The 17708-nt window shown below is 73.8% G+C and carries 17 protein-coding genes and 1 pseudogene; 13 read left to right on the top strand and 5 right to left on the bottom strand.

Annotated elements, in window-relative coordinates; translation table 11 throughout:
* Nucleotides 1-18: 18 nt before the first annotated feature.
* A complete protein-coding gene (locus LC193_RS20550) occupies nucleotides 19-1110 on the bottom strand; it encodes a tartrate dehydrogenase (RefSeq protein WP_226076292.1) in 1092 nt (363 codons plus the stop codon).
* A gap of 103 nt (nucleotides 1111-1213) precedes the next feature.
* Between LC193_RS20550 and LC193_RS29120 the strand changes: the two are divergent.
* From LC193_RS29120 to LC193_RS20540, 3 genes and pseudogenes are all read left to right on the top strand, one after another.
* A pseudogene (locus LC193_RS29120) lies at nucleotides 1214-1429 on the top strand (FAD-dependent oxidoreductase); the annotation flags it as partial.
* Nucleotides 1430-1530: 101 nt separating this feature from the next.
* Complete coding sequence (locus LC193_RS20545) at nucleotides 1531-2412, top strand: NAD(P)/FAD-dependent oxidoreductase (protein ID WP_264086276.1); 882 nt, start codon at nucleotides 1531-1533, stop codon at nucleotides 2410-2412.
* 124 nt (nucleotides 2413-2536) lie between these two features.
* Nucleotides 2537-3265, top strand: coding sequence for a pyridoxamine 5'-phosphate oxidase family protein (locus LC193_RS20540; protein WP_226076290.1), 729 nt, complete (start codon nucleotides 2537-2539; stop codon nucleotides 3263-3265).
* 86 nt (nucleotides 3266-3351) lie between these two features.
* On the opposite strand, the gene LC193_RS20535 is transcribed toward LC193_RS20540, so the two are convergent.
* Genes LC193_RS20535 through LC193_RS20525 form a run of 3 tightly spaced genes read right to left on the bottom strand, consistent with a single transcriptional unit; the run spans nucleotide 3352 to nucleotide 6624 of the window.
* Nucleotides 3352-4710: an ABC transporter substrate-binding protein gene (locus LC193_RS20535; RefSeq protein ID WP_226076288.1), complete on the bottom strand. Its 1359-nt coding sequence runs from the start codon at nucleotides 4708-4710 to the stop codon at nucleotides 3352-3354.
* A 38-nt stretch (nucleotides 4711-4748) separates the two neighbouring features.
* Nucleotides 4749-5672: a carbohydrate ABC transporter permease gene (locus LC193_RS20530; protein WP_226076286.1), complete on the bottom strand. Its 924-nt coding sequence runs from the start codon at nucleotides 5670-5672 to the stop codon at nucleotides 4749-4751.
* Nucleotides 5665-6624, bottom strand: coding sequence for a carbohydrate ABC transporter permease (locus tag LC193_RS20525; RefSeq protein WP_226076284.1), 960 nt, complete (start codon nucleotides 6622-6624; stop codon nucleotides 5665-5667). The genes LC193_RS20530 and LC193_RS20525 overlap by 8 nt, the downstream gene beginning before the upstream one ends.
* A 480-nt stretch (nucleotides 6625-7104) precedes the next feature.
* On the opposite strand from LC193_RS20525, the gene LC193_RS20520 reads away from it, so the two are divergent.
* The 3 genes from LC193_RS20520 to LC193_RS20510 are packed head-to-tail and all read left to right on the top strand — an operon-like array spanning nucleotide 7105 to nucleotide 11051.
* A complete protein-coding gene (locus LC193_RS20520; protein WP_226078806.1) occupies nucleotides 7105-7908 on the top strand; it encodes an ABC transporter ATP-binding protein in 804 nt (267 codons plus the stop codon).
* Nucleotides 7909-7962: 54 nt separating this feature from the next.
* The gene (locus tag LC193_RS20515; protein ID WP_226076282.1) at nucleotides 7963-8943 is read left to right on the top strand and encodes an ABC transporter substrate-binding protein; all 981 of its coding nucleotides are present in this window, start codon (nucleotides 7963-7965) and stop codon (nucleotides 8941-8943) included.
* An 8-nt stretch (nucleotides 8944-8951) separates the two neighbouring features.
* Entirely contained in the window at nucleotides 8952-11051 is a 2100-nt protein-coding gene (locus LC193_RS20510; protein WP_226076279.1) for an iron ABC transporter permease, read from the top strand.
* A gap of 37 nt (nucleotides 11052-11088) precedes the next feature.
* Here the strand turns inward: LC193_RS20510 and LC193_RS20505 are convergent, their stop codons facing one another.
* On the bottom strand, nucleotides 11089-11916 hold the full coding sequence (locus LC193_RS20505; RefSeq protein ID WP_226076277.1) for a class I SAM-dependent methyltransferase: 828 nt from the start codon (nucleotides 11914-11916) through the stop codon (nucleotides 11089-11091).
* Between the two features lie 173 nt (nucleotides 11917-12089).
* Here LC193_RS20505 and rpmF point away from each other — a divergent pair, with 173 nt between their 5' ends.
* The 7 genes from rpmF (at nucleotide 12090) to LC193_RS20470 (ending at nucleotide 17625) form a co-directional block, all read left to right on the top strand.
* A complete protein-coding gene (gene rpmF, locus LC193_RS20500) occupies nucleotides 12090-12260 on the top strand; it encodes a 50S ribosomal protein L32 (RefSeq protein WP_086158301.1) in 171 nt (56 codons plus the stop codon).
* Nucleotides 12261-12293: 33 nt separating this feature from the next.
* Nucleotides 12294-12530, top strand: coding sequence for a 50S ribosomal protein L28 (rpmB, locus tag LC193_RS20495; RefSeq protein WP_226076275.1), 237 nt, complete (start codon nucleotides 12294-12296; stop codon nucleotides 12528-12530).
* 14 nt (nucleotides 12531-12544) lie between these two features.
* A complete protein-coding gene (gene rpsN, locus LC193_RS20490; protein WP_226076273.1) occupies nucleotides 12545-12850 on the top strand; it encodes a 30S ribosomal protein S14 in 306 nt (101 codons plus the stop codon).
* Nucleotides 12851-13035: 185 nt separating this feature from the next.
* Nucleotides 13036-14319 (top strand): MFS transporter, encoded by a 1284-nt coding sequence (locus LC193_RS20485; protein ID WP_404819462.1) that lies wholly within the window; start codon nucleotides 13036-13038, stop codon nucleotides 14317-14319.
* Between the two features lie 428 nt (nucleotides 14320-14747).
* Nucleotides 14748-15851 carry a FecCD family ABC transporter permease gene (locus LC193_RS20480; protein WP_404819461.1) on the top strand — a complete coding sequence of 368 codons (1104 nt, stop codon included), beginning with the start codon at nucleotides 14748-14750 and terminating at the stop codon, nucleotides 15849-15851.
* Nucleotides 15851-16633: an ABC transporter ATP-binding protein gene (locus LC193_RS20475; protein ID WP_226076271.1), complete on the top strand. Its 783-nt coding sequence runs from the start codon at nucleotides 15851-15853 to the stop codon at nucleotides 16631-16633. The genes LC193_RS20480 and LC193_RS20475 overlap by 1 nt, the downstream gene beginning before the upstream one ends.
* Nucleotides 16630-17625 carry an ABC transporter substrate-binding protein gene (locus LC193_RS20470; RefSeq protein WP_226076269.1) on the top strand — a complete coding sequence of 332 codons (996 nt, stop codon included), beginning with the start codon at nucleotides 16630-16632 and terminating at the stop codon, nucleotides 17623-17625. The genes LC193_RS20475 and LC193_RS20470 overlap by 4 nt, the downstream gene beginning before the upstream one ends.
* Nucleotides 17626-17708: the final 83 nt, after the last annotated feature.

Below are 17708 nucleotides of genomic sequence, written 5' to 3'. Positions count from 1 at the left end.
CGCCCGGCGCGCGGGCGCTCAGCCGTCCAGCGCGCCGATGAGCGCGGCGGTCACCTCGTCGGTGCCGGCCGAGCCGCCGACGTCGGGGGTGAGCACCCCGGCCGCCGTGGTGGCCGCGATCGCGCGGTGCAGCCTGGCCGCCTCGTCCGGCAGCCCGAGGTGGTCGAGCATCAGGGCCGCGCTGCCCACCGCGCCGACCGGGTTGGCCAGGCCGCGGCCCGCGATGTCGGGCGCGGAGCCGTGCACCGGCTCGAACATGCTGGGGTAGCGCCGTTCCGGGTTGAGGTTGGCGCTCGCGGCCAGGCCGAGGGAGCCGGCGAGCGCGCTGCCGAGGTCGGAGAGGATGTCGGCGTGGAGGTTGGAGGCCACCACGACGGAGAGGTCCTGCGGGCGCAGGACGAACTTGGCGGCCATCGCGTCCACCAGCACGCTCTCGGTCTCCACGTCCGGGTAGTCCCCGGCCACGCGGCGGAAGACCTCGTCCCACAGCACCATGCCGTGCTGCTGCGCGTTGCTCTTGGTCACGCTCGACACCTTGCGCCTGGCGCGGGTGCGGGCGAGGTCGAAGGCGAAGCGGATGACGCGTTCGCACCCCACCTCCGTGAACAGCGACGACTGCACCGCGACCTCGCCGCCGGGGCCGCGGGCCGACAGGTTGCGCCCGCCGAGCCCCGCGTACTCGCCCTCGCTGTTCTCGCGCACCACGACCCAGTCCAGGTCGTGGTCGTCCGCGGCGCGCAGCGGGCTGCGGACGCCGGGCAGGAAGTGCACAGGGCGGACGTTGGCCCACTGGTCGAAGCCCTGGCAGATGGCCAGCCGCAGCCCCCAGAGGCTGACGTGGTCGGGCACGGTCGGCCAGCCGACGGCGCCGAAGTAGACGGCGTCGAACGCCTTCAGGCGCTCAAGACCGTCCTCGTCCATCATCCGGCCGGTGGCCGCGTAGTGCCCGCAGCCCCACGGGAACTCCTCCCACGCGAAGGCGAACGCGCCGCCCGAGCCCTTCGCCAGGGCGTCGAGCACGGCCCGGCCCGCGGCGACCACCTCCTTGCCCACGCCGTCGGCGGGGATGGCGGCGATCCGGAACGTCCTGCCGGTGCGAGGCGTGGTCATGCCACCGAGTCAACCGGCCGCCCGGGCGCGGTGTCCAACACGCGTTGCCGATGGCACCCATAGGCACGGCCGATGAGTCGCGCCGGAACGGGCCCGCGCCGCGATGCGCGCCGAGGCGCCGTCAATCCCATTGCGCGCGCGGGCGCGCGCGGGGACCGTGGAGCGGCACCGCGCGCCCGGCGCGGACGGACGTCGTGCCACCTGGGAGAAGCGCATGCCCGACATCGTGGTCGTCGGCGCGGGAATCGTCGGCTCCTCGGTCGCCTACCACCTGGCCCGCGGTGGCGCCTCGGTGACCCTCGTCGAAGGGAAGTCCTCACCGGCCCGGGGAGTGACCGGCGATTCCTTCGCCTGGATTTCGCCTGGATCGGCCAACACAGCGGCCAGTGGCCAGGCGGCGCACGGGACCTGCGCGGCTCCGTGCTCGCCGACCACCGCGGGCTCGAAGAGGCCGTGCCCGGCTACGCCGTGCGGCGCACGGGCTCCCTCACCTGGCCCGCCCCCGACGGCGAGGAACGCGCCGCGCTTGGAGGGGCGCACGGGGAGGCCGGGCCCGTGCCGGGCAGCCGCCGGGTGACGGGCGCCGAGGTCGCCGCGCTCGAACCCCGTCTCCTCGACGTCCCCGCGTACGCCGTCCACACCCCGAGCGACGCCGGCGTCGACCCCGTGGCCGCGACCCGGGCGCTGGTGGCCGCGGCACGCGCGCACGGGGCACGGGTGGTCCACGACGCCTCCGTGACCGCCGTCGACACGGTTCGGGGGCGGGTGAAGGGCGTGTCGACCGCGGCGGGGTTCCTGCCGGCCGGCACGGTGGTGCTCGCGGCGGGAACGGGGACCCGCGCGCTGTGCGAGCCGCTGGGCATCGACCTGCCCGTGGCCGTGTCCCCCGCCTGCCTCCTTGAGGTCGCGGCCCCCGCCGGATCGGTGAACGGCATCGTGGCGACACCGGAGTTCGAGGTGCGCGAGGTCCGCCCGGGCCGCCTGCTCGTGGTCGCGCCCTGCCCGGCGGACGGCCCGGTCCCCCCGGCCCGGGTGCCGGCCGAAAGCACGATGCGGCGCCTGCGGGCGGCCTTCCGCGGCGGCGCCGGCTGGCGGCTGCTCGACTGCCGCGTCGGCGCCCGCCCGGTGCCCGCGCGGGGGCCGGTCATCGGCCACCTGACGCGGGACCGTTCGCTCTACACGGCCGTGCTGCACTCGGCGGTCACCCTCGCCCCCACGGTCGGACGCCTCGTGGCCGGCGAACTCCTCGGGCACGGCCCCGCGTGCGAACTGCGCGACTGCCGCCCCGGCGGGCCCGCGTGACCACCGCGGCGGCGCGCCCCCGCCCGACCCTGTCACTCCCGCGCAGCCGCCCGCGTGCGCCGGGCCGGCGGCGCGGTGACGATGGCCGCGGACTCACCACCGCCGAGCGTGCCAGGAGGCCGCCGTGCCGCAAGCCCCGGGCTCACCCGAGTACCCCACGACGCAGACCGACCGGATGCGCGGCGGGCGGCTCCCCGACCGCCTGACCCACCAGGTGCGCCCGGTGCTCGACGCGCTGGACGAGGGCTGGGTGTGCCACGTGGGCTTCGTCAGCGACGGCGCGCCCGTGGTGCTGCCGACGCTGTACGGGCGGCGCGACGACCAGCTGATCCTGCACGGCGCGACCGGGTCGCGCCTGTACCGGATGGCCGAGCAGGGGCAGCGCGGCGTTCCCGTGTGCCTCACCGTGACCCTGGTCGACGGGCTCGTGATCGCGCGCTCGTCCTTCTACCACGCCGTCCGCTACCGGTCCGTCGTCGTGCACGGCAACGCCTACCCCGTGCCGGTGCGCGCCCCGGCCGGTGAGCTGACGAAGGGCGAGGCGCTGCGCGTCCTTCTCGCCCACGCCGTGTGGGGGCGCGAGGGGAAGCTGCGCCCGCCCACGACCGAGGAGCTGGCCGAGACCGGGGTGCTGCGCATCGCACTCAACGAGGCCACGCTGAAGTCGTACGACGGCGGCCCGGAGAAGGAGGAGGGCGAGGAGATCAAGGACGTGTGGGCCGGGATCGTTCCGGTGTGCGAGGTGTACGGCACGCCCCGGCGGGCCGACTGGGTGCCCGACACCGTGCCGACCCCCGACTACCTCGCGCACTACCGCCGCCCAGGCCAGGACCCGGCCCGCTGCCGCGCGTAGCCCCCGGCCCGCCGCGCCCGGCCCGGGCGCGCGCCTGCGCACGCGCCCCGTGCACGGGGCCGGACGCACCCCCGGCGGGCGGGCGTTCAGCTGGCGGCGGTGATCGAGTCGTTCAGCTCGCCCAGGAACCCCTCGGCCGCCTCGCGCGGGGAGGCGTCCCCGTGCAGCATGTCGAGGAAGTGCCGCTGGAGGACCAGGTCGACGTCGCTCGCGCCGTTCGGGGTGATCGGGGGCGTGTCGCCGACCTCTTCCGCCATCGCCTCCGTGAAGGCCAGCGACTCCTGGCCCGGCTCGTCCAGGCTGTCCCGCATCGCCTCCCGGAAGGCCGGGTTGCCCGGTTCGCCGCGGTCGAGGCCGAAGATGTCCGCGACGCGCGTGTCGTTGACCAGGAAGTCGATCAGCAGCGCGGCCTCCGCGGGGTGTTCCGTGGTCGAGGCGGCGGCCCAGTACATGGACGGCTTGAGGTACTGGAAGCCCTCCGGGGCGTCCTCGTCCGTGGGCCAGTCCGCGAGGGCGTAGTCGAACTCGGGGCCCGCCGCCTGGAAGGCGATGAACTGCCCGGCGGGGATGAACCCCAGCGCGGTCTCGCCCGTCACCATGGGGGTCTGGTCGAGCGGCAGTCCGATGGACTCGCTGATGTGGGGAACGGACGGCGCGGCGCCGCTGGCCACGAAGTCGCGCACGCGCTGCCAGTAGCCGGCCAGCACGTCCGCGTCGAGGATCAGGTTCCCCTCGTCGTCGAACAGGTTGCCGCCGTGCTGGCGGGCCCAGACGGTGAGGCTGAAGGTGTCGATGCCGAACGGGCTCACGCCGTGCACCTCGCCGTCCGACGCCTCCGTCAGCTCGACGGCGACCCGTTCGAACTCCTCCCAGGTCCAGTCGGCCGTGTCGGGCAGCTCCACGCCGTACCGCTCGAACAGGGTGGTGTTGATGAGGATGCCGTTCGTCGTGGCGCCGGTGGCCAGCGCGTACAGGTCGCCGCCGACGCGCCCGGATTCGAGGATGTCCTCGCCCAGCGCGGACGGATCGAGGATGTTGGAGACCGTCGCGAGGTCGAGCAGGGCGCCGCGGTCGGCGTAGGAGGCCAGGTACAGCTGGTCGAACTGCGTGACGTCCGGCATGTCGCCGGCGGCGGTCGTGGTGGCCAGCCGGTCCCAGTAGCCCACCCAGTCGGAATACTGCGGGTCCACTTCGATGTTCGGGTGCTCCCGCTCGAACAGCTCGATGGCCTCCAGGGTCTGCTGGGTGCGCGCGTCGGCGCCCCACCAGGCGAACGAGATGGTCACCTCGCCATCCGACAGCTCGGGGTGGTGGACGGGTTCCGCGCCCACGCCGCAGGCGGCGAGCACCGGAAGCGCGGTCGCCGCCGCGAGCGCTGCGCGCGGGCCGCGTCGGGGCCGGCGGCCGTCCGCGGCGGTCGTTGCGGCCCGTTGCGCGTCGGTCATGTTCTCCCTCTCTTGCCTTCTCCTGCCCGCCGGGACCGCTACTTGCCGCCGGTGGTGGCGATGCCGCGGAGCAGGAACCGCTGGCCGAACAGGAACACCAGGAACACCGGGATCAGCGACACGACGCTCATGGCGAACATCGCGCCGAAGTCGGACGTGGTCTGGGCGTCGATGAACGACCTGAGCGCCACCGGCACCGTGTACAGACCGGGTTCGGTCATGAAGATCAGCTGGGTGAAGAAGTCGTTCCACGTCCAGATGAACGTGAAGATCGCCGTGGTGGCCAGCGCGGGGACCATGAGGGGCAGCATGATCTGCCCGTAGATCCGCGCGTGCCCGGCGCCGTCGATGCGGGCCGCCTCGTCGAGTTCGCGCGGGATGCCGCGGATGAACTGCACCATCAGGAAGATGAAGAACGCGTCCGTGGCGAGCAGTTTCGGCACGATGAGCGGCAGGAAGGTGTTGATCCAGTCGAGCTGGGCGTAGAACACGTACTGCGGAATGATCAGTACGTGCACCGGCAGCATGATGGTGACGAGCATGACCAGGAACGCGAGTTTCCTGAAGCGGAAGCGCAGCCGGGCGAACGCGTAGGCCGCCATCGAGCAGGACACGAGATTGCCGATCACCGAACCGAGCACGACCAGCGCGGAATTCATCAGATACGTGCTGAACGGATAGCTCAGGGCGTCCCAGCCGTTGGGATAGTGATCGAAATCGAAGGTGTCGATGAACAGGCCCGGGTGGTCGAAGATGTCCGCGTTCGGCCGGAGCGAACTCGCCACCATCCACAGCAGTGGATACAGCATGATCAGCGAGACCAGGATCAGTCCCGCGTGCTTGAGCACGCTCATCAGGCGGCGGCGCGCGGAACGGCCGCGGCCTTCGGGAGGACGGTGCGGCTCGGGCGGCCGGCCCCGCGTGGGCGCGGGCCGCGCGGTGGGGGTGAGCGCGTCAGTCATGGTAGAAGACCCAATACTTGGAGGCCCAGAAGTTCAGGGCCGTGAACGCCCCGATGATGATCAGCAGCAGCCAGGCGAGCGCCGACGCGTAGCCCATGCGGAAGCTCGTGAAGCCCTCCTGGTAGAGGTAGAGCGAGAAGAAGAGCGTGGAGTCGCTCGGCCCGCCGGTCCCGTTGGACACGATGTACGCCTGGGTGAACGACTGGAAGCTGCCGATGAGGCCGAGCACCAGGTTGAAGAAGATGATGGGGCTGAGCAGCGGCAGCGTGATCGAGAACAACTGCCGCCGCCTTGAGGCCCCGTCGGTCGCCGCCGCCTCGTACAGCTCGCGCGGTATCTGGCGCAGGCCGGCCAGGAAGATCACCATCGGCGCGCCGAAGGTCCACACGTGCAGGATGATCAGCGTGCCGAGCGCGGTGTCCGGGTCGGCCACCCAGCCGGGCCCCTCGGCGCCGAACAGCGCGAGGAAGGCGTTCAGCAGCCCCTCGTTGCCGAACACGAGGCGCCACAGCACCGCGATGGCGACGCTCGCGCCGAGCAGTGAGGGCAGGTAGAGGATGGACCGGTAGAGCGGAAGGCCCCGGATGCCCCGGTCGAGCAGCAGGGCCAGGCCGAGGGCGGCGGCGAGTTGGAGCGGCACGGCGACGACGACGTAGGTGAACGTCACGCGGAGGGACTGCGCGAGCCGGTCGTCGGAGAACATCCGGCGGATGTTGTCGAGGCCGGTGAACCGCGGGTCCTGGAGCAGGTTGTAGTCCGTGAACGCGAGGTAGAGCGACGCGATCATCGGGCCGAGCGTGATGCCGAGCAGTCCGATCAGCCACGGCGCGAGAAAGAACAGGGCGGCCCTGCCGTCCCGGTTGTCGTGCTCCCGGCCGTCCTTCGCCTTTCCCGCCGCTCCGCGCCGGGAGCGCGAACGGCTGAGGGACCGGAATTCGCCCAGCGCGCTCATCGCGGCGCCCCCGCGCCCTTCGGCGCCGCGGTCGTTCCCTCGCGGATTCCCTCCCGGATGCCTTCCCGGATGCTCTCCCGGATCGTGGGGCGGGCGTTCGACAGGCCCATCCGGTGCTCCTTCGCGTCGTCGCGGGGATGAATCGATTCACCGCACCCGCGATACCACCGAAGGGCGATCCGGTACGGGTGAATGCCCGGGCAGCATGTCCGCCGGGTCCGCACAGGGTCAAGAGTCGTGCAGCACGGAATTGCACGAAAACTAACTGTCCACGCCGCTGCATTACTCAATAAACGACAGAAACTGACGCGCGACGGGTTGACCGTGCGGCACCGGACCGCCACCATGCGCGCCGCCCCGCCGGCGCCGGTCCGCCCGCCCCCGGGCCTCCCGGGGGGCGGGCCGCGCGAGGACCAGACTTAGGTATGCCTTACCTTAGTGCGCGTGACAGTGCACTCAACGGACGTCGCTCCGGCGGCGATGCGGGCGAACGGCGTGCGCGCGGGCTACCGCGGCACGCCCGTGGTGGACGACGCCTCCGTCCGGCTGGCCGCGGGGCGGGTGACCGCGCTCATCGGCCCCAACGGCAGCGGCAAGTCCACGCTGCTGCGCACGATGGCCGCCCTCCACCCCGCGATGGCCGGGCGGATCGAACTGGCCGACGGCGCGGCCGTCCGCGAGCTCTCGCCCCGTGAACTCGCCCGGCGCGTCACGCTGCTGTCCCAGGCCCGCCCCACCCCCGGCGGGGTCACCGTCCGCGAGGTCGTCGCCTACGGCCGCCACCCGCACCGCCCGCGCTGGGGACCCGGCGACACCGAAGGGCCCGAGGTCGTCCAGCGGGTCATGGAGATGACCGGCGTCTCCGGCCTCGCCGACCGGCCCGTCGACAGCCTCTCCGGCGGGCAGCTGCAACGGGTCTGGCTCGCCGGCTGCCTGGCGCAGGACACCCCCGTGCTGCTCCTGGACGAGCCGACGACGTTCCTCGACCTGCGCTATCAGGTCGAACTCCTGGACATCGTACGCGACTTGGCCGACCGCGAGGGCATCGCGGTCGGGCTCGTGCTGCACGACCTCGACCAGGCCGCCGCGGTGGCCGACGACATCGTGCTGCTCGTCGGCGGCCGGATCGCCGCCGCCGGGCCGCCGGAGACCGTCATGACGCCCGCCCTCCTCACCGACGCCTACGGCATCGACGTCGATGTCCACCGCGACCCCGGCTCCGGCCTCATCCACACCCGCGCCCGCGCCCGCCACCACGGCCGGCACGGCACCGCGACCGCGTAGCACCCGCACCACCGGCACCACCGGCACCACCGGCACCACCGAAGGACACCCCCCGTGAGACATCCCGCCGCAACCGCGCTCGCCGCCCTCGCCCTCGCCGCCACACTGGCCGCGTGCGGCACCACCGAGGAGGCCGCGGAGGACGAAACGCCCGCACCCTCGGGCGACCCCATCACCCTCACCGACGCCAGGGGCGAGGAGGTCACCCTCGAAGGCCCGGCCGTGCGCGTCGCCGGCACGGAGTGGAACGTCGTCGAGTACCTGGTCTCGCTCGGCGTCCAGCCCGTCGGCGTCTCGGACGTCGAGGGCTTCGAGCAGTGGAACACCGCCGTGCGACTCGACGACGGGGTCACCGACATCGGCACCCGCGGCGAGCCCAGCATCGACACGCTCGGCACGCTCGACCTCGACGCCGTCTTCGTCACCGACCAGCTCGTCGAGGGCGCCATCGAGCAGATCGAGGAGACCACCCCCGTCATCGTCGTCCCCGGCGGGAACGCGGAGGACCCGATCGGCCAGATGCTCGAGAACGTGGACCTCGTCGCCACCGCAACCGGCACCGAGGACCGGGCGCGCGAGATACGCGAGGAGTTCGACACCGCGCTCGCGGACGGCCGCGCCGCACTCGCGGACGCCGGCGCCGAGGGCGCGACGGTGGCGTTCAGCGACGCCTACCAGACCGGCGAGGCGGTGACGATCCGGCCGTTCGGCGAGGGCTCGCTGATCGGCGCCGTGCTCGGGGAACTCGGCTTCGCCAACGCGTGGAGCCAGGTCGAGGGCCTGGAGTTCGACGCGGTGTACGGGCTCGGCCAGACGGACGTCGAAGGGCTCACGTCGCTGCCCGACGACACCACCTACTGGTACTACGGCTCGGGCGACAACGACCCGTACGGGCAGACGCTGGTCGACAACGCCGTGTGGAACTCGCTGCCGTTCGCCGCGGACGCCACCAGGCTCCCCGACGGCATCTGGACGTTCGGCGGCCCCGCCGCGATGCTCCAGCTCGTCGACGCGGCCGTCGCCGCCGCGAGCTGACCCGCGCGATGGCGATCGGCACGCTCGCCGAACGGCCCGCCCCCGCCGGCGCCCCGCAGGCGCCGGCCGGGGCGCGGCCCCCGTCCCGCCGGCTGGCCGCGCTGACCGGCGCGCTGCTCCTGCTGCTCGTGCCGCTCTCTGCGGTGCACCTGGTGCAGGGCACCGCCGCGGTCGGCCTCGGCGACCTCGTCGCGTGGCTGCTCGGCGACGACGCGGGCGCCGAGGCCGCCGTCGTCGTCGAGTCCCGCTTCCCGCGCCTGGCCGCCGGGCTCGCGGTCGGCGCCGCGCTCGGCGCCGTCGGCTGCGTCCTCCAGTCGGTCTCCCGCAACCCGGTGGCCTCCCCCGACGTGCTCGCCGTGAACTCCGGCGCGCACCTCGCCCTCGTGGGCGCCGCGGTCTCGGGGCTCTCGCTGCCGTTCTTCGGCGATGTGGCCGTGGCGTTCGCGGGCGGTCTCGTGGCCGCGGCCCTCGTCCTCGTGCTGACCGGCAGCGAGTACGGCACGATGCGCCTGATCCTCGGCGGCACGGCCGTTTCCCTGCTCCTCGGGTCCCTCACGACGTCCCTGCTGATCCTGGCGCCCGTGGAGAGCACCGGCCTGTACGCGTGGGCCTCGGGCTCCCTGAGCCAGAACGGCCTGGGCACCGTGCGGCTCGTCGCGCCCGTGGTCCTCGCCGGCCTCGCGGTCCTGCTGCTGCTCGGCCGGCGGCTGGACCTGATGATGCTCGGCGACGACGAGGCCCGCGCGCTCGGCGTCCCGGTCCGGCGGACCCAGGTGACCGTGCTGCTGGTGACCGTCCTCATGTCGGCCGCCGCCGTCGCGGCGACCGGGCCGATCGGCTTCGTCGGCCTGGCCGCGCCGGCCCTGACCCGCCTGCTCGTGCCGTACGTGCCCGGCCTGCACCGGCACCGGGCGCTCGTTCCGCTCTCCGCGCTCATGGGCGTCACCGTGGTGCTGGGCGCGGACGTCGCGCTGCGCGCGGTGATGGGGGCGCAGAACGCGGTCCGCGTGCCGACCGGCGTCGTCACCTCCCTGCTCGGCGGGCTGCTGATGGTCGCGCTCGCGCTGCGGCTGCGCGCCACCTCGACGCACGGCGCGGCGCGGGGTCTTGAGGTGCGGGGCGCGGGCGCCGCACGCCGGGGTGTGCTGGCCGCGACGGTGGGCGCGGTGCTCGTGGCCGCGGCCGTCGCCGCCGTGCTCGTCGGGGACCGCACGCTGCTCCTCGGCGACCTCGGGCTGTGGGCGCGGGGCGAGGCGGGCCAGCTCGTCGGCATCGTGCTCGACACCCGCGTGCCCCGCGTGGTCGCGGCCCTCCTGGCCGGTGCCGCGCTGGCCGTCGCGGGCACCGCGATCCAGGCCGTCACCCGCAACGCGCTCGCCGACCCCGCCATCATCGGCGTCTCCGGCGGCGCGTCCCTCGGCGCGGTGCTCGTGGTGACCCTCACGCCGCTCGCCGGGTTCTGGGCGGTGACCGGCAGCGCGGGCGCCGGCGCGGTCGCGGCGGCGGCGGTCGTGTTCGCGCTGTCCGCGCGCGGCGGCTTCGCCTCCGACCGGCTGGTCCTGGTCGGCGTCGGCCTCTCGCACGTGACCACGGCGCTGGTGACCACGCTCATCGTGGCCACCGACCCGTTCAACGCCTCCAAAGCCCTGACGTGGCTCTCCGGCTCGACCTACGGCCGCTCCTACGAGCACCTGCTGCCGCTCGGCGTCGCGTGCCTCGTCTTCCTGCCGCTCACGTGGGCCGCCCACCGGTACCTCGACCTGCTGTCGCTCGACGAGGACACCCCGCGCGTGCTCGGCCTGAACGTGCCGAGGACCCGCCTGCTCCTGCTGGGCTGCGGCGTGGCGCTGACCGGCACCGCGGTCGCCGCGATCGGGATGATCGGCTTCGTCGGGCTGGTCGCGCCGCACGCCGCGCGCACCCTGCTCGGGCGGCGCCACCGGTGGGTGGTCCCGGTGGCGGCGCTGCTCGGCGGCCTGCTCGTGGTCCTGGCCGACCTGCTCGGGCGCACGGTCATCGCGCCCGACCAGCTGCCGGCCGGGTTGCTGACCGCCGTGATCGGCACGCCGTACTTCCTCTGGCTGCTGCACCGCACCCGCGCCTCCTGAAGCGCGGGCCGGGCACCCCGGTCGCGGGGCGCCCGGCTCAGGGCAGCCGGAGCAGGTGCATCCGGTAGCCCTCGACCTGCGGGAGCCGTTGCCGCGCCAGGTCGTCGACCGTGCGCCGGTGCTCGGCCGGCAGCGCCAGGTACACGTCCTCGGGAAGGCCGGACAGGGTGTGCGAGCCGGCCACCGCGGTCCCGGGGAGCCACGTGGTCACGACGCCGATGTCGGCGCAGGCCCAGCGGAGCCTGGCCTCGACCTTGCTGAGCGCGTCGTGTCCGTCCTGGGCCGCGACCACCTCGGGGCCGTTGCTGTCCAGGGCCAGGCGGCTGCCGGGGAACCGGCGGGCGAGCCGTTCGGCCAGGCGCCTGACCTCGCCTTCTTCGAGGAAGGGCAGCACGGCCTCGGCGGAGAAGAAGCAGGGGCCTTCGGCCCGTTCCGCGACCGCGTCGAGCCAGTCGTCCTCGGTCAGCGAGGCCGCGATCATCCGGCGGCGCGCGGTCTCGGGGAAGAACGCCCGGCGCAGCTCGATGACGTCGGGCAGGTCCAGGTCGAACCAGTGCGCCCGGCCGTTGTCCACGCGCTCGTAACGGGTGTTGAGGCCGGTGCCGATCTCGACGACGGTCCCGGCCGGGTGCTCGTCGAGGAACTGCCGCGTCCAGTGGTCGAAGAGAGCGGTGCGCAGCACGGTGCCGGTCAGGCTGGGCAGGCCGTCGAAGCGCGAGAAGTCGTAGTCGAGGGCCGCGACCAGCTCCTCGGCGCGGGGGTCGCGGAGCGCGGGCTCCGGCTTGCGGTGCTCGACGGCCCGCCCGTAGAGCGGTATGAGCAGCGTCTCCTGCACCGTGCCGAGCGAGGGCGTGCGCGGGCTCATGGTGGCCTCCCTGGTGCTGCGCGGCCCTCGGGCCGCCCCGGTCGGGCGCGTCGTCGCGCCCTGCGGGTACTATACGCAAACGGCAATCGTTTTCAATAAGGTGAACGAGGTGCCCCGGGTCGCGCCCGCCCCGGTGCACCGACCACCGACCACCGATCCCGAGGAGGCCCGGCATGGCCGTCCCCAAGCGCAAGATGTCGCGCAGCAACACCCGCCACCGGCGCGCCCAGTGGAAGGCGAGCACCCCCGACCTGGTGCCCGTCTTCCTCGACGGCCGGCGCCACCTGGTGCCCCGCAACCTGGTCCGCGCCTACGAGCGCGGCCTGATCTCCCCGGCCGACTGACCGCGACGAGAACCGCGCCGAAAGGAGCCCGCCATGTCCGCACACTGCCAACTGACCGGCACCAAGCCGGGGTTCGGGAACCAGATCTCGCACTCGCACCGGCGCACCCGGCGCCGCTTCGACCCCAACATCCAGTCCAAGCGGTACTGGCTGCCCTCCGAGAACCGGTTCGTCCGGCTCCGGCTCAGCGCCAGGGCGATCAAGACCATCGACGTCATCGGCGTGGAGGCGGCCGTCGCCCGCATCCGCGCCCGGGGCGAGAAGATCTGAGGGAGGAGAGCACGATGGCCAAGACCAGCAAGATCGCCGCGAACGAGCGGCGCAAGGAGATCGTCGCCCGGTACGCGGAACGCCGGGCGGAGCTGAAGGAGATCATCCGCGACCCGCGCAGCACCGACGAGCAACGGGCCGCCGCCCAGCGCGAGTTGCGCAAGCAGCCGCGGGACGCCAGCGCCACCAGGCTGCGCAACCGCGACAGCGTCGACGGCCGCCCGCGCGGCCACCTGCGCGCCTTCGGACTCTCCCGCATCAACGTCCGCAAGATGGCTCACGCCGGCGAACTGCCCGGTGTGACCAAGTCCAGCTGGTGACGCGCGGCGCACCGCGCGAGCGACCGGCGGAGCGGGCGCGTTTGATGATAACGATTATCACTTTGTAGTCTGCGGCGCAGGAGTGTGCGGCATCCGCCCGCCACCGCGTCCGGCGCGCGGGCGCCGCACCGTCGTCCGGCCGGCCGGGGCCCGTTCCCCGGGCCCGGCCCTCAGGAGGCAGCACCGTGACGGGTCCCCCCGCGTCCACGCTCGACCGCTCCACGCGGGCGAAGCCGCCGTCCCCGCTGCGCGGACCGGCGTTCCTCAGGCTGTGGACCGGGACCACCGCGTCCGGCCTGGCCACCTGGGCCATGCCGTTCATCCTGGGGTTCGCCGTCGTCGAGGACTCCCTGACACCGGCCGCTCTCGGCCTCGTCCTCGCCACCCGCACGGCGGGCTTCCTCGCGGCGGTGACCGTCGGAGGCGTGCTCGCGGACCGGTACTCGCGCCGGTCCGTCGTCCTGTGGTCGGGCCTGCTCGCCGCGGTCGCGTCGCCCGTGCTCGCGGCGGGCGTGGGGCGGTCCCTGGCGCTGATGGCCGTCGCGGGTGCCGCGATCGGCGCCGGCCAGGGCGCCTGCCGGCCCGCGTTCCAGGCCCTGACGGCGGAGGTGGTCCCCCCGGACCACCGCCAGGCCGCCAACGCCGCGACCACCCTGGCCGTTCGCGTGACCACGCTCGCGGGCCCGGGGCTGACCGCGCTGCTCGCCGCGTTCCTCGACGTGACGGCGCTGCTGGTGGGCACGGGCCTGCTGTGGCTCGTCGCCGCCCTGCTGCCGCCCGCCGGCCGGTACCGGGGGCAGGTCCTGGACGCGTCCGGCCCGGCGGCGGAACGGGCCGGTTTCCGCGCCGAGTTCGGTGAGGGCGTGCGCGAGGCGCGCCGCCACCCGTGGTTCCTCGGCGGGCTCGGCGCGCTGGCCGCCGTGATCGCCACCGGGTACTCGGCGACCGGAGTGATACTCCCCGCGATCAGCAGGGACCGTTACGACACCGAATCCGTGCTGGTCGCCGCCACCACGGCCTACACCGTCGGCGCGCTGCTCGGCGCGGTCCTCATCGCGCGCCACCGCCCGCGTTCGCCCGGCTGGGCCGCGCTCGCGGGGCTCGCCGCCTACGGCCTCGCCCCCCTGAGCCTGTGGCTCCCGGTGCCCGCGGTCCTCGTGGTCGCCGCCTACGCGGCGGCGGGGGTGGGCATCGAACTGTTCAACGTGCCCTGGTTCACGGCCGTGCAGCGGGAGGTCGAGCCACGGCTGCTGGCCCGGGTGTCCTCGCTCGACTTCCTGGTCTCCTACGGCCTCGCGCCGATCGGCCTCGCCCTGATCGCCCCGGCCGCCGACGCGTTCGGGCCGGGGCCGGTGCTCGCGGTGTGCACCCTGGCCTGCTTCCTCGCGCCGGCCGCCGCGGCCCTGCCGCCCGGCGCGCGGCACTTCCGCACCACGCGCACCACCGCGGAGACCCCGGCCCGCACGTGACCACCCACCGGCCCCCGCGCCCCCGGGCCGCTACGGAACGGGGCGCGGCAGCCGTTCACGCGAGGGGACTGTCGAGCCGTCAAGGCTGTGCCTCCCGGCGAGCCGACCGGCCCCACGCATGAGCATGCCAGCGGGTCGACGGGGCCTTCGTCCAGGGAGTCGGCACTGCTCACGACCGACCGGGTCCCGAAGTGCCGGGCACTGTGGGCCTCTTGCGCGTTTGTTCGCAGCAGCGCGCCGGGGGTGGCATGGCGTCGGCGGCCGGTCCCGGCATCGTTCCGACCCGGGCCGGCGCGGCCCGGGTGCCCGCGGCGCGCGAACGTGCTCGCCCGCGACGCGCGTTGATCATTCGGTGATCAATCAGTGATCTACAAGTGATCACCACCGGCATTGACGGAACACGGGACACACCGCACGCTTAGCTGGAAATGATTCCCATAACCACCAAGCGCCGGTTCGCGACGCCGAAGAGCGGAGGCCGGCCCACGCCCGGCGCCTCGCGCCGTGGACTGGCGTTCCTGGTGCCGGTCCTCCTCGTCGCGCTCCTGGTCTCCATGGTGGCTGCCATCGGCCTCGGCAGCGCCGTCGTGCCGCCCGAGGACACCGCCAGATACCTGTGGGCCGCCCTCACCGGCGGCGCCATCCCGGCCGAGGACCTGACCGAGTACCAGGTCATCTGGCAGGTGCGCACGCCGCGCGTGCTGCTCGCCGTGGTCGTCGGAGCCGGGCTGAGCGCGGTGGGCGTGGCCGTGCAGGCGCTCGTGCGGAACGCGCTGGCCGACCCGTTCGTGCTCGGCATCTCCTCGGGAGCCTCCGTCGGCGCCGTCGGCGTCACTCTCCTCGGCACGTTCGGCGCCCTGGGCATCCACGCCCTGTCCACCGGCGCCTTCCTCGGCGCGCTGGCCGCCTGCGGCCTGGTCTACCTGGCCTCCTGGAGCCGGGCCGGGCTCACCCCGCTGCGCCTGGTCCTCACCGGCATCGCGCTGGCCTACGGCTTCCAGGCCGTCATGAGCGTGCTGGTCTACCTGGCGCCCGACGGCGAGGCCACCCACACGGTGCTGTTCTGGACGCTCGGCGGCCTCGGCGCCGCCACGTGGGAATCGCTGCCCCTGGTCGCCGCCGTCACCGTGCTCGGCGTCTTCGCGCTGCACCGGCACGCGCGCACCCTCGACGTCATGGCGCTGGGCGACGAGACCGCCGCGAGCCTGGGCGTCGACGTGCACAGAACGCGCCGCGCCCTGTTCGTCCTCACCTCCGTGATGACGGGCGCCATGGTCGCGGTCAGCGGCGCGATCGGCTTCGTCGGGCTCGTGATGCCCCACCTGGTGCGCATTCTCGTCGGCGCGCGCCACGCCCGGGTGCTCGTGCTGGCGCCGCTCATCGGCGCGATCTTCATGGTGTGGGCCGACCTCATCGCCCGCACCCTCGCCGCGCCCCGCGAACTGCCGCTCGGCGTGGTCACCGCCCTCGTGGGCGTTCCGGTGTTCGTGGCGCTGATGCGGCGCCGCGGCTACCTGTTCGGAGGCCGCTGATGCGACTGCGACTCGACGCCGTGGGAGTCGAGGTGGGCGGCACCGCGCTGCTGCGCGCGCTGTCCCTCACCGTCGGCGCGGGGCAGATCGTGGGCCTGGTCGGCCCCAACGGCAGCGGCAAGTCCACCGCCCTGCGCTGCGTCTACCGCGCGCTCGCGCCGACCAGCGGCGCGGTCCTGCTCGACGGGCAGGCGCTCGCCTCCCTGCCGCGCCGCGAGGGCGCCCGCCGCGTCGCGGCCCTCACCCAGGAGAACGGCTCGGAACTGGACTTCACCGTCGAGGAGATCGTGGCCCTCGGCCGCGCCCCCCACCTGCGCGGGAACCAGGCGCTCGACGAGCGGGAACGCGAGCTGTGCCGCCGCGCGATGGCCGACCTCGACGTGCTCCACCTCGCCGACCGCGGCGTGCTCACCCTCTCCGGCGGGGAACGGCAACGGGTGCTGGCCGCCCGCGCCCTGGTGCAGGAACCCGACCTGCTCGTGCTCGACGAGCCGACCAACCACCTCGACATCCGCCACCAGATCGACCTGCTGCGCCTGCTGCGCCGCACCGGGACCACCGTGCTGATCGTGCTGCACGACCTCAACCTGGCCGCCGCCGTGTGCGACCGCATCGGCGTCCTGGCCGCCGGCGAGCTGGTCACCGCGGGGGCGCCGCGCGAGGTGCTGACGCCGGAGCTGGTGCGTTCGGTGTTCGGCGTCGCGGCGACCGTCGTCCCGCACCCCATGACCGGCGCACCGCAACTGCTCTACGCCCTGGAACCTCCGGAGGGAACGCCATGACACCTCGCCGTGCGGCCACCGCACTCGCCGCCTCGGGCCTGCTGCTGACCGCGTGCGGCGCGGACGTGGAATCGGGCGAAGGCCCGGACTCGGAGACGACGACCGTCGCGCGCTGCGGCGAGGAGGTGGAGTACCGGCTGCCGCAGCGCGCGGTGGTCTACGAGGCCGGCAGCGCCGACAAGATGTTCGCGCTCGGGCTGACCGACCACGTGCGGGGCTACGTCATGCCGCCGGCCAATCCCCCGGTGGAGGAGTCGCCCTGGGCCGCGGAGTACGCGGAGGTCGACATGCTCAGCGACGACCTGCTCAACCGGGAACTGGTCGTGGACGCCGAGGCCGACTTCGTGGTGGCGGGCTGGCGGTCCGGGTTCAGCGAAGAGCGCGGCATCACGCCCGAGATCCTGGACGGCCTGGGCATCCAGAGCTTCATGCACAGCGAGACCTGCTACAACTACCCGGGCCACCCGGTGGAGTTCGACCCCTTCGAGGGGCTCTACCGGGACCTGGAGCTGCTGGGCGAGATCTTCGGGGTCGAGGACCGCGCGACGGAGGTCGTCGCGGGGCTGCGCGAACGGGTCGCCGCCGTCGAGGAGAGCGTGCCCGAGGGCCCGCGCCCGCGGGTGTTCGTCTACGACTCGGGCACCGACCAGCCGTTCACCTCGGGCAACCAGGCGCCGCCCGACGAGATCATCAGCATCGCGGGCGGCGAGAACGTGTTCTCCGACCTCACCGAGCGCTGGACCAGCGTCGGTTGGGAGGCCGTCGTGCGGGCCGAGCCGGATGTCATCGTCGTCCTCGAATACCAGGACCGCCCGGCCGAGGAGAAGATCGAGTTCCTGCGCACCTCGCCCGTCACGCGCGACCTGCCCGCCGTGCGCGCGGGCAACTTCCACATCCTCGACTACAACGAGGCCATCAGCGGTCCGCGCATCGTCGACGGCGCGGAGGGGCTCGCCGAGTACCTCCGCACCCTCCCGCCGGCCTCCTCGTAGCCGCCGTTGGACGCCGTTGAGCAGCATGGAGAAGGACCGAAAATCTTCCGGAAGTAGCCCTCCAACTTCCGGAAGATGGCCGG

Source organism: Streptomyces marincola, assembly GCF_020410765.1.
Lineage (GTDB): Bacteria > Actinomycetota > Actinomycetes > Streptomycetales > Streptomycetaceae > Streptomyces > Streptomyces marincola.
This window is presented reverse-complemented; position numbering and strand designations above follow the sequence as displayed.

Bases quoted from the DNA above. Each gene is read 5' to 3' on its own strand.
- LC193_RS20550 (WP_226076292.1), bottom strand. From the start codon at position 1,110: ATGACCACGCCTCGCACCGGCAGGACGTTCCGGATCGCCGCCATCCCC.
- LC193_RS20535 (WP_226076288.1), bottom strand. From the start codon at position 4,710: ATGACCGACGCGCAACGGGCCGCAACGACCGCCGCGGACGGCCGCCGG.
- LC193_RS20530 (WP_226076286.1), bottom strand. From the start codon at position 5,672: ATGACTGACGCGCTCACCCCCACCGCGCGGCCCGCGCCCACGCGGGGC.
- LC193_RS20525 (WP_226076284.1), bottom strand. From the start codon at position 6,624: ATGAGCGCGCTGGGCGAATTCCGGTCCCTCAGCCGTTCGCGCTCCCGG.
- LC193_RS20520 (WP_226078806.1), top strand. From the start codon at position 7,105: ATGCGGGCGAACGGCGTGCGCGCGGGCTACCGCGGCACGCCCGTGGTG.
- LC193_RS20510 (WP_226076279.1), top strand. From the start codon at position 8,952: ATGGCGATCGGCACGCTCGCCGAACGGCCCGCCCCCGCCGGCGCCCCG.
- LC193_RS20505 (WP_226076277.1), bottom strand. From the start codon at position 11,916: ATGAGCCCGCGCACGCCCTCGCTCGGCACGGTGCAGGAGACGCTGCTC.
- rpmF (WP_086158301.1), top strand. From the start codon at position 12,090: ATGGCCGTCCCCAAGCGCAAGATGTCGCGCAGCAACACCCGCCACCGG.
- rpmB (WP_226076275.1), top strand. From the start codon at position 12,294: ATGTCCGCACACTGCCAACTGACCGGCACCAAGCCGGGGTTCGGGAAC.
- rpsN (WP_226076273.1), top strand. From the start codon at position 12,545: ATGGCCAAGACCAGCAAGATCGCCGCGAACGAGCGGCGCAAGGAGATC.
- LC193_RS20480 (WP_404819461.1), top strand. From the start codon at position 14,748: ATGATTCCCATAACCACCAAGCGCCGGTTCGCGACGCCGAAGAGCGGA.
- LC193_RS20475 (WP_226076271.1), top strand. From the start codon at position 15,851: ATGCGACTGCGACTCGACGCCGTGGGAGTCGAGGTGGGCGGCACCGCG.
- LC193_RS20470 (WP_226076269.1), top strand. From the start codon at position 16,630: ATGACACCTCGCCGTGCGGCCACCGCACTCGCCGCCTCGGGCCTGCTG.